14 protein-coding genes are annotated in these 16,299 nt (G+C 47.4%); all 14 read right to left on the bottom strand.

Annotated features, from left to right (window positions below; genetic code table 11):
- Window positions 1-145: 145 nt before the first annotated feature.
- Entirely contained in the window at window positions 146-826 is a 681-nt protein-coding gene (locus J2X61_RS15085) for an ABC transporter ATP-binding protein (RefSeq protein ID WP_274467529.1), read from the bottom strand.
- Window positions 823-1,944, bottom strand: a complete 1,122-nt coding sequence (locus J2X61_RS15080) for an ABC transporter permease (protein ID WP_274467528.1) — start codon at window positions 1,942-1,944, stop codon at window positions 823-825. The genes J2X61_RS15085 and J2X61_RS15080 overlap by 4 nt, the downstream gene beginning before the upstream one ends.
- A gap of 66 nt (window positions 1,945-2,010) precedes the next feature.
- The gene (locus tag J2X61_RS15075) at window positions 2,011-3,387 is read right to left on the bottom strand and encodes a sensor histidine kinase (RefSeq protein ID WP_274467527.1); all 1,377 of its coding nucleotides are present in this window, start codon (window positions 3,385-3,387) and stop codon (window positions 2,011-2,013) included.
- The gene (locus tag J2X61_RS15070) at window positions 3,384-4,061 is read right to left on the bottom strand and encodes a response regulator transcription factor (protein WP_310188740.1); all 678 of its coding nucleotides are present in this window, start codon (window positions 4,059-4,061) and stop codon (window positions 3,384-3,386) included. The genes J2X61_RS15075 and J2X61_RS15070 overlap by 4 nt, the downstream gene beginning before the upstream one ends.
- A gap of 54 nt (window positions 4,062-4,115) precedes the next feature.
- A complete protein-coding gene (locus tag J2X61_RS15065; protein ID WP_310188738.1) occupies window positions 4,116-5,915 on the bottom strand; it encodes a sensor histidine kinase in 1,800 nt (599 codons plus the stop codon).
- Between the two features lie 19 nt (window positions 5,916-5,934).
- Window positions 5,935-7,221 (bottom strand): ABC transporter substrate-binding protein, encoded by a 1,287-nt coding sequence (locus J2X61_RS15060; protein ID WP_274467523.1) that lies wholly within the window; start codon window positions 7,219-7,221, stop codon window positions 5,935-5,937.
- Between the two features lie 138 nt (window positions 7,222-7,359).
- Complete coding sequence (locus J2X61_RS15055) at window positions 7,360-8,112, bottom strand: response regulator transcription factor (protein WP_310188735.1); 753 nt, start codon at window positions 8,110-8,112, stop codon at window positions 7,360-7,362.
- Between the two features lie 74 nt (window positions 8,113-8,186).
- Window positions 8,187-9,017: a carbohydrate ABC transporter permease gene (locus tag J2X61_RS15050; RefSeq protein WP_310188732.1), complete on the bottom strand. Its 831-nt coding sequence runs from the start codon at window positions 9,015-9,017 to the stop codon at window positions 8,187-8,189.
- A gap of 3 nt (window positions 9,018-9,020) precedes the next feature.
- Window positions 9,021-9,908, bottom strand: coding sequence for a carbohydrate ABC transporter permease (locus tag J2X61_RS15045; RefSeq protein ID WP_310188729.1), 888 nt, complete (start codon window positions 9,906-9,908; stop codon window positions 9,021-9,023).
- A 115-nt stretch (window positions 9,909-10,023) separates the two neighbouring features.
- Window positions 10,024-11,325: an ABC transporter substrate-binding protein gene (locus tag J2X61_RS15040; RefSeq protein ID WP_310188726.1), complete on the bottom strand. Its 1,302-nt coding sequence runs from the start codon at window positions 11,323-11,325 to the stop codon at window positions 10,024-10,026.
- Window positions 11,326-11,573: 248 nt separating this feature from the next.
- Window positions 11,574-12,710, bottom strand: coding sequence for a Ger(x)C family spore germination C-terminal domain-containing protein (locus tag J2X61_RS15035; protein WP_310188723.1), 1,137 nt, complete (start codon window positions 12,708-12,710; stop codon window positions 11,574-11,576).
- On the bottom strand, window positions 12,707-13,804 hold the full coding sequence (locus J2X61_RS15030; RefSeq protein WP_310188721.1) for a GerAB/ArcD/ProY family transporter: 1,098 nt from the start codon (window positions 13,802-13,804) through the stop codon (window positions 12,707-12,709). Before J2X61_RS15030 ends, J2X61_RS15035 begins: the two co-directional genes overlap by 4 nt.
- Entirely contained in the window at window positions 13,801-15,243 is a 1,443-nt protein-coding gene (locus J2X61_RS15025; RefSeq protein ID WP_310189076.1) for a spore germination protein, read from the bottom strand. Before J2X61_RS15025 ends, J2X61_RS15030 begins: the two co-directional genes overlap by 4 nt.
- A 262-nt stretch (window positions 15,244-15,505) precedes the next feature.
- Window positions 15,506-16,297, bottom strand: coding sequence for an SDR family NAD(P)-dependent oxidoreductase (locus tag J2X61_RS15020; protein ID WP_310188719.1), 792 nt, complete (start codon window positions 16,295-16,297; stop codon window positions 15,506-15,508).
- Window positions 16,298-16,299: the final 2 nt, after the last annotated feature.

The raw sequence follows: 16,299 nt of genomic DNA, 5'->3' as shown, positions 1-16,299 counted from the left end.
TACTCCTCATTATTAATATATGATTATGTGTTCATGTATTAATTTTATAATATGTCGATCTCTTTATGATGTCAATCGTTACCAACCTAACGATAATAATAAAAAAGAGAGGTCCAAAGTTGGAACTCCCTAAATCATTACTACCTTAGTATTTTTTGATGAATTTCCCATCCTCTAGATAAAGCACTCGATCACACAGCGGCAGTACCCGGTCATCATGTGTAACCATTACCGCACTTTTCCGCCGGGACTTTACCTGCTTCGCGATCATACGGACGACATCAAGCCCCCTTGCTGCATCCAAGCTTGCTGTAGGCTCATCTGCGAACAGGACAGCGGGGTCATTCATTAAGGCTCTTGTGATCGCTACCCGCTGTCGTTCACCCCCGGATAGCTTCTCCGAATACGCCGTTCGCCGGTGGGATAATCCAACCTCATCCAGCAGCTCTTTTGCCCGTTTGGCGGCCTTTGCCTTGTCCATGCCGGCAAGCTTGGCGACTAGAATGAGCTGCTCTTCGACTTTTAAATAGGGAATCAAATTGGCGCTTTGAAAGATGAATCCGATCTTCCGAAGCCGAAGCTCCGAAAGTTCTTGCTTGTCTTTACCGCCGATCGATTCCCCATCGAGCAGAACACGCCCGCCGGTAGGTTCAAGCAGTGCTCCGGCTATGGATAGGAATGTACTTTTGCCCGACCCCGAAGGACCCATGACTGCGACCAACTCACCCTCTGCAACCTCCAGGTTAAGCTGATTCAAAATCATTCTTTCATTACCGCCATCTTTAAATGTTCGAGTGACTTCTTGTAAGATAAGTCTGTTTCTCATGCCGCTGTCCTCCCAATCGCATCCAAGGCGTCAATGCTGGCGACCTTCCATACGGAGAATAGAGACCCGGCCAGAGACATCGTTACAAAGGATAGACAGGTAAGCGCTAAGGTTGTGATTCCTAATTGAAATGGCATCGAGCTCGGCAGCACGGCTTCAAACAATTGGACCAACAGCACGCTGATCACCAAACTTCCAACCGATAGGATGAACACCTGGAGAGTCACACTTCCGGCTAAGTAAGCCGTTCGTGTACCAATCGCTTTCAAAATACCAAATTGACTTGTTTTCTGGATGGTGACGACATAGAAAAATACAGCCAGTACGAACGCAGAAATCACAAACAAGAAAAAAAGCATCATCATAAGCGAACCTTGCTCTTCTTTGTAACCGGGAATCGCCGATATGGCCTCAGACTTCATGATCACTTCCGAATCGGGCAGCGCGGCCTGAAGCTCCTTCACTTGGTCCTTTGAGGCTTTCATGGCAATCGCATTATAAACCTGACTGTCTGCCGCTTCCGTTCCTGGCCGACTTGTCAGCGCCTGATAACGACTCCAATCCTGTTTATTTAGAAAAATAGCCGGTGTATGGCTGAATGATTCGTTTTTCACAAATCCGCTAACGACCCAGCTTACTCCCGATGCTTGATCGATTAAGGTTGTACCGATTTGCACACCGGCATCCTTCAATTTATGATCAACAAGAACATATCCATCCGTCTGGTTCGAGATGGAGGAACCTTCGGTTACGGCCGGCGCCAGCCAACCACCGAGATTAACGGCGAATAGGGTAGCATCTACTTTTTCCGTTTTACCGGATGGAGTGACCGTCGTCATTTTCAAACTAAGCGGCTCTGCATTCTCTCCCCCTACGATTGAGCTAGTCTTATCAAGCACCTGCTGATCGACTTGCGATCGGGTGAAGCGGTGATTGGAATCCTGCTCCACGAGAAAATGGGTTGCATCCATATTCTTCACAGAAGCAGCGTTGTCGTACGCAAGTCCCTGTGCAAGACCGGTGACAAACAGAACAAGAAATGCAATAAGCACCATAATGGTTGCGATTAACAGATAGCGAGCTTTAGCAAATCTCATTTCTCGAATAGCAAGATACATGAAACTTCCCTCCTTTGTTATGACCAAAGTATAGGAAGCGAAAATGAACGGAGAATGAACAACAGGTTACAGTTGAGGCAGTGTCACGGTAAATAGGGTTCCTTCTGTCGAACTAGTCGCCTCGATGTTACCGCCGTGCAGCTGGACTACTTTCTTTACAATGGCCAGCCCGAGCCCTGTTCGCCCGGAAGAACGTTCCCGCGCACGATCCACCCGATAAAACCGGTCAAATAAGAAAGGTATGTGCTCTGCAGCAATGCCATTGCCTGTATCCTGAAAATAAATCTTACAGTGTGAATGGGATTGCTCGGCAAAGATATCGATATTTCTTCCTTTAGGAATATAATTCACTGCATTGCTAAGCAAGTTCATCCAAACTTGCATAAGCAAGACCTCGTCTCCGTCCAGCTGGATGGTATCAGGTACGGATATTTTCAGCAGCAGCTCCTTCTCCTCAAGCTGCCATTGCAGAACTTGAACCGCTTGGCGAATTTGACCTCGCAGTGAGAACTTCTTCATCTGCAGTACCTCTTGCCCTTGTTCTAAGGATGATAGCAGAAGCAATTGTTTACTGAGTAAAGAGAGATGGCGGCTTTCGTTTTCAATAATCGACGCATAGTGCTCACGCTCTTCCTTCGGGAGCTCCCTCTCAGCTAACACTTTAGCAAACCCTTGAATCGAGGTGAGCGGAGATTGAATTTCATGCGATACATTCGATACGAATTGTTGGCGTGCTTGATCCACACGCTCCAACTCACGGCTCATAGTCCGGAAATGTTCGGACAATTGCCCGATTTCATCACGTCTTTGGGTCGATAAGGGAAGGTTGTAGTTTCCTTTGGCAATTAGCTTCGTTGCCTCGGATAAGCGAGTAATCGGCCTTACCAGATATCTTGTGCTGAATAAGAAGAAGATGATGCTAATGGCAACTGACAGCAAGCCGATTAATGCGAAGAAAATGCGCAATTCGCCGAATTGCAGGATCACATCCGGCCTCATGAATAAGGCATAATCCCGATTATGGGCATGAACGAGAAACCCGACCGTATTGCTTGACCGGTTATCGAAGAAACCGGTGACAAACGGCTTGACCGGGAAGTTGGCAACACCGTGGTACAGAGTGCCGTGAAGCACCAAATTGGGGGCCTGCCCGTCCAAATCATGTTCACGGAAAGCGCGTCCATAGAAGCGCTCGTCCCCTTGACCGTCCGTCAAATAGATTTGATATCCAAGAGCCCCGACATTCTGAAGGTATAACTCCATGTCCACAGATGCCGTCTCCAAATATTGCTTCATCTGCTCCGCAATTCCGGTCAATTTGCCGTCATTATAGGGTTTAAGCTTCTCATGATAGTAGATATTCGATGCGAGAAAACCAAGCAGACCGCTTAAGATCATGACGGCTATCGTCAGCAGGAAGACACGGATATACAGCGATCTCATGGTTTTACCACCTCCATTTTGTAACCGATCCCGCGTACGGTCTGAATGGAGAATTCGTCTGTATAATCCGCGAAACGTTGGCGAAGCCTTTTGATATGGACATCAACGGTCCTGTCATCCCCTTCGTAATCCGCTCCCCAAACGAGGCGAATCAATTCATCACGTGAGAACAGCCGCCCGGGATACTGGGCCAACTGCGAGAGCAATTCGAATTCTTTCATCGGCAGGAGGAAGACGGATTGCCCGTCGGTAACCTCAAAGTTTTTCCGATCGATGACGATTTTATTCAAACGGATCCTGTCACTTGAAGCGCGATTGTAGCGTCGGAATAAGGCCTTGACTCTGAAGACGAGTTCCTCCGGCTCGAACGGCTTGGTCAAATAATCGTCCGTACCTCGAAGATACCCCTGCTCCTTATCGGGGAGCTGATCCCTTGCAGTAAGCATAATAATGGGCACATCGTAATTTTGTCTTATATAATCACACAGCTCGTATCCGTCCATTCTAGGCATCATCACATCGATGATCGCCAAATCAATTGAGGCTTCCTCCATCAACCGGACGGCTTCCACGCCATCCTGCGCCTCGTGTACTTGATAACCTTCTCTTGTCATGACATATCGCAGCAGCGCCCTAATATTCGCATCATCGTCTGCAACTAGTACATTTCTCAATACTTATTTCCCTCTTTTCAATACTAAAATGATATAGCAAGCGCTTTGATCCTTTTACGCTGATCCTTTATCATTTCGGATCTTCATCATCACCTTGGTGCCTTGCCCCAACTTGCTCTCCACTTGAAGACCGCAATCGGAACCGTAATGGAGCTTGATGCGCTCATTGACATTTTGCAGTCCGATGCCGCCTTTAGCATCCTTATCGTAAGTAAGCTTATCGAAGCGGTCATTCATCTTATAGACGGTCTCCTTGCTCATGCCGACACCGTCGTCACTAAGAATAAAGTACGTGTCCTCCCCTAGATGATAAGCGGAAATGCCGATTTCCCCGGGACCTTCACGCTTCTCAAGACCATGGTAAATGGCATTTTCCACGACCGGCTGCAGCACAAGCTTCAGCATGGGGAGCTGCTTAATAGATTCAGGCACATCCAGTTTTAAAGTGAATTTATCGTTGAACCGCATGTTTTGAAGAAACAGATAGTGCTCCAAATGCTCCAGCTCGGATGCAACCGTACCGACTTCGACACCTTTGGTCAGGCTGTAGCGCAGCATTTGACCCAGATTATACGTCATCGCCGCTACCCGGTCGTCATCGTTCAGCTCCGCCATCATGCGGATCGTCTCAAGCGTATTATATATAAAATGCGGATTAATTTGGCTCTGAAGTGCGCGCATTTCCGCTTCCTTCTTCCGCAGCCGTCCGTCGGCAACTTCTTCGATGAGCTCGTCGATCCTCTCCAGCATTTGATTAACATGTTTCCCCAGAAGCCCCACTTCATCCGCATATCGGACATGGACCCTCACTTTCATATTGCCGCTTTGCACCTGCTTCATAATTCTCGATATTTTACTAAGCGGGTTCGTCAGGAAATAAGTGATGACAATAGAAACGATAAGCGCGAAGCCGGTAATGCCGATCGTGACGAGTATGGTCACATTCCGGGTTACGGTAGCCTTGGCCGTAACTTCCTTGACCGGAATGAAGGCCAGCATTTTCCAGTCCGATTTCGAAGAAGTCGTATATGTGCAAATATACTCGATACCGTTCATCGTAACGGCAAAGCTTCCGTGTTCACCCACCACCTTGGAGAAGAAATTCCAACCTTCGGCACTCTGCGTAATGAACGCCCGGTCGCTGTCATATACGACGTGGTTCTGCTGATCCAGAATCATCGATTTTCCCTTTGTAATGCTGTCCAACTCTTGGATCGTTTTGGCCACGACACTGACCGAGGTGTCGAACACAATCATGCCGATGGGGACAATGGAGGCAGCATCCCGAATTTCTCTGACAACGGAAAACACATAATCTTTATTGCCGGATGAATAGGCAACCTCTTGCGTAGACAGCAAGACAGGGAGCCCGTCGGCTTCCTTCGCCAATTGTCTCCAATATGGAATTTTATCCCGGATATCTTGGCGCACCCCGTCCGTCTTGAGGTTATAGTACAGCTCATCGTAATTATCGATTATATATACGGAGGTCGTATCCTGCTTAATATTGTTAATGCTAAGGACGTTATGCTCCACACTGCGCATCTTGTCAATGCTTTGTCCCGGTTGCGTCAGCTTCACCTGCATGTCCGTCATAAACAAGGGGAGCGCGGATATGCGTTTGATGTCCAAAATATAATCATCCAGCTTATCGAGCAGCTCGGACGTCGTCCCCAGCACGTAAGTCTGCGTATTCTCTTGCATGGACTTCGAGTAATACTGGAATGAAATGTAGCTGGTTAGCATGAGCGGCAATGTAATCAGGAAAACGAAAATAATAATCAATTTTTTCTTCATGCTGCTGTTAGCAAAGGAGTGCCAGACCTTCAAGCTGCTAGATTTCAAGTAAGCCAAAACAGGTTCCCCCCACCGCCTACGGGCTTATGTTCAACGATTGCCGGGCCCCAGCCCATTGCTGATTGTATTTCTCGAGCACCTCTGCAGGGGTACCGAGCATATATTCCTGCACAAGCGCGGGCATTTCCAACTGCGCCTTATTCAGGATTTGACTGAGTCGGTCCGTATCCTTAATAACTTCCACATATTCCGGCTGATAGGCGTCCATCTCCAACAATTGCGGCAATTCCGGCTTTCTATTCTTTAACACGGGAATGAATCCGGAATAATTCTCATAACCGGACTCTTCCACCATCCATTTCATAAATGCTTTAGCCGCAGCTTGGTGCTTGCTGTTCTTGCCTACCGCATAATAACGGTCCGGATACCGCGTCGCTTTGAGCTTGCCCGAATTATCCGCAGGGAAAGGGAAGAAGCCGATATCCTCCGGCTTCGCGCCGTTTTCAATCATTTGCTTGATGGCCCAGTTACCCGTCAGCATCATGCCGATTTTCCCTGCAGCCAATTCCCTTTTGGACCCTTCCCAGTTCGTATCGTTCAAATTCGGCTCCAGGAACCCTTGCTCATACAAGGTTTTAATAATGGACATGGAGGTATCGTAGGGATTGCCCGGTTGGAAGGGTGCCGCTGTATCGGCCAATTCATTCTTCGTCCCGGCCTTCCCTGTCAGCAGCATAGGAACATCGGTCGACCAGAACTGCAGCGGCCAGCGGTCTTTAAAGTTGGATGCGAACGGCACGATTCCGCTTTGCTTTAACTTGGCACATACGGCGTAAAAGGCATCCAGCGTTCTGGGCACCTCGCCGATACCCGCTTGTTCGAATGCTTTTTTATTGTAGATAACGCCGCTTACCGCTACACCGGACGGGATGCCGTAAGTGACACCTTGATAGTCTTTAAAATCTTGAAAATAAATGTCTCCCTGCAGCTCCACATCCGATAACGGAGCGAAAAATTTGCCCAAATCCGAATTCGGGATGGAAGGGATCAGCAGAACATCCGGGGTTTCTCCAGAAGCGAGCCGAATTTTAATGTTCTTATCATAGTCGCGCAAGGCTTCGAATTGAATATGAATGGCCGGATATTTCTCTTGGAACCGCCGCGCGTATTCCTTATATGTCCGATCGATCATATCCGTACGATTCGTAACGACGGTTAGGGTACCGCTCATTTCTGTGTTTGAGGCGTTCGTTCTGCTTCCACCCGGCATCTGTTGGGACGAAGTATCCGTACCCGTACAACCGGATAATAGCAATGCCGCAGCCGTTAGCGGAGTGATTGCACGCAGCCATTTCCGTTTCATTATTGATCCCCTTTCCGTTTCCTATTGAACCGATTATAGGCGATATGATAAACGCTTACAATGCGCAACAATTGTTAGTGGCGGAAACAAAAAATCCGGGCACAGGACGCCCGGGTTCATCTTGTAACTTATCCTCGCTTACGTGTGCTTTTCCTTATATTCCTTCGGAGTCAAGCCGACCATTTTCTTAAAAAGTTTATTGAAGTAAACCGGATCGGAATATCCGAGCATCGATGAGATTTCGTAATTTTTCAATTGGGGGTAATCGATCAAAAACTGCTTCGCCTTGTTCAAGCGTACCGAAATCAAATAATCCGTGATGGTCAAGCCCGTTTCTTGACGGAATAATTTGCTTACATAGCTTGGACTTAATTCTACCCGTTCTGCGATCTTGTCCAAATCAAACGTTTTATCGAATTCCTTATCCAGCATCTGTTTGATTCTCTCGATGACATAATGCTCCGGCTCTCCTTCTTTCTTGGGGATGCCCTCCCCCTCAGCAATTCCGTCGTTGTCCAACTTACGGCTTATTTGGGTCAATACCTGGAACAGATCATATTTATCGAGCGGCTTCAGGAAATAATCCGTAACTCCGAACCGCATAGCTTGACGGGCATATTCAAACTCATTGAACCCGCTGATGACGATAACGAACAATTCGGGCAAGCGCTCTTTGGCTTTCTCGATCAGCCGTAAACCGTCCATGATCGGCATTTTGATATCCGTGATCAGGACGTCCAGGTCGCCGGGCTGAAGCCGGCTGATCTCCATGTAGGCTTCATAGCCGTTCGCGAATAACCCCGCAATTTGAACGGATAATTCGGATTTATTTAAAATCTTGGCGATCCCCAAGCGAATTAATTCTTCGTCATCAACGATCATGACTTTCATAGGCTCACTCTCCGTTCATCGCCGTTTCACCCCATTTTATCATAATGCCGGCTTACAAGTTAATGGAGAAGCTATTAGGACTTGACGGCTCCGCTCGTAACCCCGGAGAAAATATACTTTTGCAGCAACAAATACATAAGAACAGTCGGAATCATAATGATTAGAATGGCCGCGCAAATATAATTCCACTCCGCTTGGTTGATACCGGCAAAACGCATGATGGAGGTCGATACGACGCCTAATTTGGCTTTCGGCATATATAAATATGGAATATACAAATCATTATAAATGTTGATCGTCTTCAAAATAATGAGCGTCGCCGTAGCCGGAGTGAGCAGCGGGAACATGATGTTCCAGTAGATTCGGAACAACGAAGCACCGTCCATCATGGCGCTTTCGTCCAACTCATAGGGGATGTTTTTGATAAATTGCAAGTAAATGTAGATTTGCACGACATCCGCTCCAATGTACAGGATGATCGGCGCCGATAACGTGTTAAACAAATGGAGACTTTGGATAATAGAAAACACGGCCACCTGAGTCGTAATGGTAGGAATGATGGTGGCGACGAGAAAGGAACCAAGGATCATCTTCTTGCCTCTAAAATGAAAGCGCCCAATCACATAGGCTACCATCGTTCCGAGAACGACATTGCCGATCAGGGATGCTGCGATAATGATGAATGTATTAAGCAATGCCTCGTCCATATGCGCCCGTTCAAATACAACCTTGAAATTATCAAGGTTCGTAAAACTTTTGGGCAAGGCAAAGGGACTGCCGGTGCCGAATTCCGATTTATCTTTAAACGCGTTTACCAGCACCACATAGGGCGGGAACACAACGACGAAGGTCGCCAGTAATAGGACGAGATATTGAATTCCGCTTTGCCAAGGCTGTTTTTTCAAGCCCTATTCCCCCTTTCGATTGATAACTTTGCTTTGGATCCCCAGCACCACGACGGTAATCAGCAGCAGGATGACACTCATCGCAGAAGCCAAACCGTAGTTGTTAAACTGGAACGCCGTCTCCACCGTTTTGAAGACAAAGGTCGTGGATGCTCCGGCCGGCCCGCCTCCGGTCAACACGAATGGCAGATCGAATACGGACAAAGCCCCGCTGACCGTTAAAAACATATTGAGCTCAATGATTTTCGTCAGATTAGGCAGCGTCAGATGCCAGAATTGCCGGTAACCGTTGGCGCCGTCGATCGTGGCGGCTTCGTAAATATCTCCCGGAATCGCCTGCAGCGCACCGATATATATAACCATGTTATATCCCATAAATCTCCAGAATCCCACGGACGCCAGAGAATAGTTGACGATGTCCTTGTTGCCGAGCCAACTCGTCTGCAGCATGTCGAGACCCAACACATCCAGCAGCGCATTCAGAGACCCATTGGTCGTGTCAAAAACAAATTGAAACATAAAGGCGACGGCAACGCCATTCATGATGAACGGCAGAAACATCATCACCCTGAAAAAGTTGCGCCCTTTCAATTTGCCGTTTAGGATCACGGCAAAAATAAGCGCGGCGATGTTCTGAATGACGCCCACCAAAAAGTAAGGAATTTGATTCAGAAAAACGCCGAAAATCTTGGGATTGTTGAATACTTCCACATAGTTATCCCAACCGATCAGGCTTTTATCCGGACTGATCCCATCCCAGTTGGTAAAGCTCAAGTAGAACAGTTTGACAGCCGGATAAAACGTAAACGTGCACAGCAGAGTCATCGGGACGAGCAAAAAACCGATAATGAGGATCCACTTCTGGGTTTTGTACGACAACGTACTGAACATTGAGAGCTCACTTCCTTCTCCGAGCGGCTGGTTGGAAGCAAAATGGATGACCCATGCGGTAATCCATTTTGCTCCTTATCAGCCTCTTCTTTTTCTCTATTTGATGGATTCGGTATTAATATCCAAGCGCTTTTTTGGCGTCTGCCCACTGCTTGTTATATTTATCGAATATGGCTTTGCTGTCACCCAGAACGAAATCCTGAACGATGGCTTGCGGCTCGATTTGCGCTTTATTTTGAGTCGCTACCGCTTGATCGCTGTCCGCTACACCTTCGAGGAATGTTGGGTTGTAGCTCTTGAATTCAACCAATTGTTTCAACTCCGGCTGTTTATCCTTAAGTACGGGAATGAAGCCTGCGAAATTGTCATATCCGGAATCAACAATAAGCCACTTCAAGAATGCTTTTGCGGTTTCAAGGTTTTTGCTGTTCTTATTGACGCCGTAGAACCAGTCTGGCGAAAGCGGTGCCATCATTTTGCCGGAATTATCGAAAGGCATGGGGAAGAAGCCGATATCTTCCGATTTAGCGCCATTTTCAATGACTTGGTTAATAACCCAGTTCCCGAGGTAGTACATCGCGAATTTGCCGGATGCGACGTCTTTCTTGGATTGTTCCCAATTGGTGGAGTTAATGTCCGGCTCCAAATAGCCCTTCTGCTGCATCGTTTTTAAGATGCCCATCGACTTGCCGTACGGGCCGTCCAACGTATATGGCGTGTCGCTTTTCACACGATCGTTGCCAAGGGCCGCATTGCCTGCGATCAAAGTTGGCAAATCCCACACCCATGAGCTGAGAGGCCACTTATCCTTGAAATTGGAGGCTAGCGGCACCATGCCCTTTGCTTTCAACTTCTCGCTGGCCGCATAGAACTCGTCCAGTGTTTTCGGTACGGCCGTTATGCCCGCTTCCGCAAAAGCTTTCTTGTTGTAGACGATACCAGAGGTATTGGTACCTTGAGCAATACCGTAGAGCTTGCCGCCGGTCGCTTTGAAATCTTTGAAGTAGATTTTATCGTTCAGCCCCATATCGTCCAAAGGTGCGAAATATTTCGGTAAATCGGCATTCGGGATCGTCGGAATCAATACGATATCCGGGTAATCGCCGGTAGAGATTCGCACTTTTACGTTCTTGTCATAATCCCGAATCGCTTCGAATTCAATGTCGGCGTTCGGATATTTTTCTTTAAAACGTTTGGCGTAGTCCTTATACTCCTTATCGATCATATCGGTCCGGTTCGTTAAGAAGGTCACCTTCCCTTTCACGTTATCGCTCGGATTGGCGCTCGCTTGGGCCGCAGCCGTTGCCGCAGGCTTTTTAGTCTCGGAAGCGGCGCCGCTTCCTCCTTCACTTCCGCATGCAGCCAGAATCGATAAGGACATGGTTGTGGCCAATGCTACGGATACGAATTTTTTCATCACATTGCTACCCCTCTCATTTTGTTTTGGTTCCGCTTACAATTCGTATTATAGACCTGTGCCCGCGCCTAAAACAGGAGTTTGAATTGTGATTTATAGTCTTCAATTGTTCTTAATGTTAGCGTTTTCGTAATTTTCTTGGAGCAGGTCTCGTGCTCGCCCCGGAAGAGACGGAACGGATGGAAGAGGACCCCTTGCGTCCTTAATCCATCCGTTCGCCGTTACCATTATGACCTTCATCTTATAAATCATTTGATCTCCGTATTCAAGATTTTCACTTCAAATTTAGGTACAATCAACAATTGGGGATAATCCTTTCGCCACTCCAATGCTTTCCATATGCTTGGATGGAATGCCTTTAATTCCTTCCCGATACCGATCACATCTGAATTCGCTTCTTGTAATTTTTTGATCGTATCAGCCGCCATTTCGCTTAAATGATCGCTAAGTTCTTTTTCCATTTTGTTTACATAATCAGACTTCAATGCTTGACCTTTTTCTCCAAGTTCAGTTGCACTTATACGCATGTTGACACTGATGTTTATATCCGGTAAACCCTTCGCTTTCGGGAGTACAATGATCTTTGATCTCACTTTTTTGGTGAAAAATGCATAATTAATGTCGTTCAAGTGACCGGTTCTTGGCTGCCGGCCATAATCAAATTTCGATGAGAATCCCTTCAGCTTCTGCATGGCATTTCCATTCCCTACTAGAAGCATTAAAGCTCGAACCTGTTCGTTGCTTAGCTTGACCCCCGTGCCGTTACCTTGGCGGAATAATAGCGCCCCATTCATCTCGATTCGTGAATTGACACTTTTCAACAAAGGCAGGGCGTAATCTACCAATGGATCTTCTTTGGACAAAAGAAAACGCATCATCGTCACGTTGGAAACAATGCCGTAAGTCTCCAAGGTTAATACGAAATCGTCCAGTTCTTTCGTTTTTTCTTTTTGGGCGTCAGGGATCTGCGTGAAAAATGGGGGGTCATTCTGTTCATATACAACGATAGGCGAGTTGATTGTCGTATACGGAGTATCGAGCAGAAAAGCAAGCTCCCGAACAGGATTATGATTTGCGAAGCTTTCGCTGATTAGAAAGAGCCGCGTGTTTATCCCGATGAAGGGGCCTTGGTCTTTATATGACCCTTGCCCAACCGCCTCAACCACACTCGGTCCGGTGAGCTCCGTTGCTTCCGAGGCGGGCTCACCGCTCCCATGACCGGCCTTATTCAGCTTGGTAACCACAAAATTCAATAAGACGTTCTGTTTCTTCTCGTCATAATCAACCCCGACAATATCAATGATATGAAGGTTGCGCAGCGGCAATCGATCCCAACAACCAGTCAGAAATAATAGTAACACCATACTAATCGCTGCTTTCTTCATCGCACACCTGTCTTTCCTCTTGCTAATGAAACTAGCAATAGTAGTGTTGGTATAGCAGCTATAACAATTACCGTGGCTATATTATGGTAGCTGGAAAATTGAAAGAGGACTTGGCGGTCAGAGCCCCATAAGCCGAGCAGGAAGCAAATAACAGCTAACAACCACACAATCACCGTGTGGTTTCCTTTTTCTTTCCCTGTTGCGAAAGCCAAATAGCGTGCTGACAAGAACAAGTACACATAGGCCGTTACAGTCGTGACGGAAAGCCAAACTGTCATGAATACAATATCTAGGCTTTGTACAACAGGCCATTTGAACTGGCGGAGAATGAAGACCATCGGCTCGGGGATCACCTTTAGCTGACTTTCGCTGAAGTTAAACGTCACAATGACCGCTATTATGGTGTAAAAAAAGGTTGTAAATCCATTGGCGGCAGACATCGCAATGAAAACGTCCTTCTTCTTCCGGTAACTTAACGTTGGGAAGACGTACAAAAGAAGCTCATAACCCGCATAAGCCCAAAAAGCAGGTAAGGCATCTTTCATAATTGCGCTGACACCATGGCTGCCGATTGGTAAAAAGTGACGTATGTCCCCACTTCCTGTGCCACTGATGAATATGATGATCCAGCAGACCACAAACATGATCATGATGGACTGCGTAATGACCGCAATAGACCGAAGAGAAGAAGAGGCAATATGTGCGGCGATGATGACCGAAATGCCGATTAATATAAACCAGGGGGTTCTGATTAAAACCCACCTGCTCAGCACGTCGGTATAAGATATAATCACCATAAGACTGGATTCTGCACAATATAATCCAATCGCGACGTTTAGCAGAACGCCTATCGGCTTACCGACAATATTAAATATATATTGAGGCAGCGGCCGATCGCCGTACCTCGTGCTGAGAAGATAGATGATTATAATAACCGCCTGGGCTACAAGCCCCCCGATGATTATAGAAATCCACGAGTCGTAACCGGCGTGGCGGGACTCTGCAAAGGGGATTGATAAGACCGAAACACCGACTTGGGTCAAAATAACGAGATTAACAAGCTGGGTTAAGGAGAGTTTCTCCAGATGAATCATTCATTTTTTCCCCTTTGAATACGAATTCTCGTCTTATCCTTGGCTAAGCTTTCTTTGGCTCGTTGTTTCAGACTCCCAATCGGCCCTCTAAAAAACGTATCCATGATCGTATCTTTGTTCATTCCAGAGTAAAAGTAAGGAATACCCATCGTATTCAAGCGGGCTAAATGCGTCAGTACGAACAGGTATGACAATTCTAAACCGATCAGCCCGAAAATCGCGGACATGAGAATGAACGGATAGGATAGGAAACGCGCGGCACTGCTCATCTCGTAAGAAGGTATACTAAATGAAGCAACAGCTGTAAATGCTACGATGATGACCATCATGGTAGACACCAAATTCGACTGGACAACGATCGTTCCGATGACGATACCGCCAACTACCCCGATCGTCTGCCCAATGGGACTAGCTAGCCTGACGGTTGCTTCCCGCAATATTTCGAGGGTGACCAGCATGAAAATCGCTTCGAGAACGGGGGGCATCGCAACGTACTGCATAGAGCTTTGAAGGGTAAGGGCAATTTCGAACGGAAGCACACGGGGGTCAAAAGTGACCAGAGCTACATACGCCCCTGGCAAGCTGATGGCAATAAGAAAGCTTATAATGCGAAGCAATCTGAAGGTGCTCCCGAGCAGCCAACCGATTTGATAATCATCCGGGGTTTGCAAGAACGCCCAGAACGAAGTGGGGACGATAATACAATCCGGCGAACCGTCAGTGAGTATCCCGATTTTGCCATTCATTAAGTAGGATCTTACGCGATCCGGTCTTTCGGATATCAGCAATTGGGGAAACAGAGAGAATTTCCGATCCTCAATCAGCTCTTGGATAAATCCGGGGGATTCGACGTAATCGATGTCGATGCTTTCAATTCTGCGCTCGAATTCTTGAATAACTTCCGCGTTAGCAAGCTCACGAAGGTAGAGTAACGCTACTTTCGTATTCGAACGTCGGCCAAGCCGGTAATATTTCACGACGAAATTTGGCGTGGCAATCATTTTGCGCAGCAAATTAATATTCGTGCTCACGTTTTCAATCAAGGCTTCGTTGGATCCACGCAGTACGCGTTCGTTAACCGGAAGATTGACCGCACGTTCTTTCTTAAGCTCCGTTCCGAGCAGATAAAGCTTGGCTTCCCCCTCAATCTGAAGTACCGTTTTCCCTTCAACGAGAGCATTCACCGCGTCCGACAGCATCTCCGTCTCCCTAAGTTCTAGAACCGACACCGCTTCACGAAGGCTTACTTCAACCGTTTGTTGAAGCATGGGACGGATAATATGTTCCTGGACCACATCAAGTTCAATCATTGTTTCTAGATAATAAAGCTTATAGCGGCGGTCACCCGATTGGAAAAAGCTCGATTTGAAGTCGGAACTATGGGATAGCATGTCCTGCAGCAGCTTTTCGTTGTTATCCAGAGACGGATCGACTTTCATCAAGGCTCCCTCACTTCCTGCAATGGAAAGTTTCACCTATTTTTCCCAATGATCCCATGTCCTATTCGGGCCGATGGAATTCCTGTATCCCAATTATCTATGGATCTGCCGCGGCTCAAGAGTTTCATGCGTATAATATTTTGCAAGACTGCAAAATAAAAAGGCTCTACCTCTATGGTAGAGCCAACGCCCGTACATCACCCCTACAGCGTTTCGCTGCAGCACCAAACGGCGGCCACGAAGCGCCCCATACAGATTGCGGTTAGTCCGGCAATTTCACGCCAATTTGTGCTAATAAACCGCCGTCAATCTTGAAATCCGCTCCTGTGATGAAGCTAGCTTTATCACTGCATAGAAATGCGACGAACTCCGCCACTTCCTCCGGCTTGCCTACACGGCCGATTGGATGCATCGCCCCCCATGACGCAATGACGGCATCTTGTGTGGAATCGCCTTTGTATAAATCCGCCGACCATCGCAGCATCGGCGTATCGACAGAAGCAGGGCATACACAGTTAACGCGAATGTTGTCCGCCGCATGATCGACCGCCATCGCACGCGTCAAAGCATTGATCGCACCTTTGGAAGCGGTATAAGCGGCTACCTTGGATTGGGAGGCATAGGCTTGCACGGAGGATACGTGGACAATAGCGCCGCCTCCCCGTTCTCTCATGTACGGTATGCAATATTTAGAGGAAAGAAACATCCCTTTCACATTCACATCGAGCACTTCATCCCACATTGATTCATCCGTCTCCACCACGTCGCCATAACGTTGTATGCCTGCGCTATTGACTAAAAAATCAATTCCGCCTAACGCATCCGCGGCCTGCACAACAGCAGACAGGACCTGCTCGCTCTTGGATACATCCGCTTGGAAGGCGATTACGCTTGAATGTCCCGAGAGTTCACATAGCTCACGTGCAATAGGAGCAGCATCATCAATGGATACGATGGCGACCGCGGCTCCTTCTTGGGCGAACAACCGAGCGACAGCGAGCCCCATTCCTTTGCTGCCTCCGGTTACAAGGACGACTTTATCTTTAAAGCGCATAC

The organism is Bacillus sp. 3255 (genome assembly GCF_031456485.1).
In the GTDB taxonomy this organism is placed as follows: Bacteria; Bacillota; Bacilli; order Paenibacillales; family NBRC-103111; genus Paenibacillus_E.
Note: the sequence above shows the minus strand (reverse complement) of the source record. Positions and strands in the feature narration are given on the sequence as shown.

What these genes read in the sequence shown, in the direction of transcription:
- J2X61_RS15030 (WP_310188721.1), bottom strand. Translation starts at nt 13,804, where the DNA reads ATGATTCATCTGGAGAAACTCTCCTTAACCCAGCTTGTTAATCTCGTT.
- J2X61_RS15055 (WP_310188735.1), bottom strand. Translation starts at nt 8,112, where the DNA reads ATGAAAGTCATGATCGTTGATGACGAAGAATTAATTCGCTTGGGGATC.
- J2X61_RS15020 (WP_310188719.1), bottom strand. Translation starts at nt 16,297, where the DNA reads ATGCGCTTTAAAGATAAAGTCGTCCTTGTAACCGGAGGCAGCAAAGGA.
- J2X61_RS15085 (WP_274467529.1), bottom strand. Translation starts at nt 826, where the DNA reads ATGAGAAACAGACTTATCTTACAAGAAGTCACTCGAACATTTAAAGAT.
- J2X61_RS15040 (WP_310188726.1), bottom strand. Translation starts at nt 11,325, where the DNA reads ATGAAAAAATTCGTATCCGTAGCATTGGCCACAACCATGTCCTTATCG.
- J2X61_RS15035 (WP_310188723.1), bottom strand. Translation starts at nt 12,710, where the DNA reads ATGAAGAAAGCAGCGATTAGTATGGTGTTACTATTATTTCTGACTGGT.
- J2X61_RS15025 (WP_310189076.1), bottom strand. Translation starts at nt 15,243, where the DNA reads ATGAAAGTCGATCCGTCTCTGGATAACAACGAAAAGCTGCTGCAGGAC.
- J2X61_RS15075 (WP_274467527.1), bottom strand. Translation starts at nt 3,387, where the DNA reads ATGAGATCGCTGTATATCCGTGTCTTCCTGCTGACGATAGCCGTCATG.
- J2X61_RS15045 (WP_310188729.1), bottom strand. Translation starts at nt 9,908, where the DNA reads ATGTTCAGTACGTTGTCGTACAAAACCCAGAAGTGGATCCTCATTATC.
- J2X61_RS15080 (WP_274467528.1), bottom strand. Translation starts at nt 1,944, where the DNA reads ATGTATCTTGCTATTCGAGAAATGAGATTTGCTAAAGCTCGCTATCTG.
- J2X61_RS15060 (WP_274467523.1), bottom strand. Translation starts at nt 7,221, where the DNA reads ATGAAACGGAAATGGCTGCGTGCAATCACTCCGCTAACGGCTGCGGCA.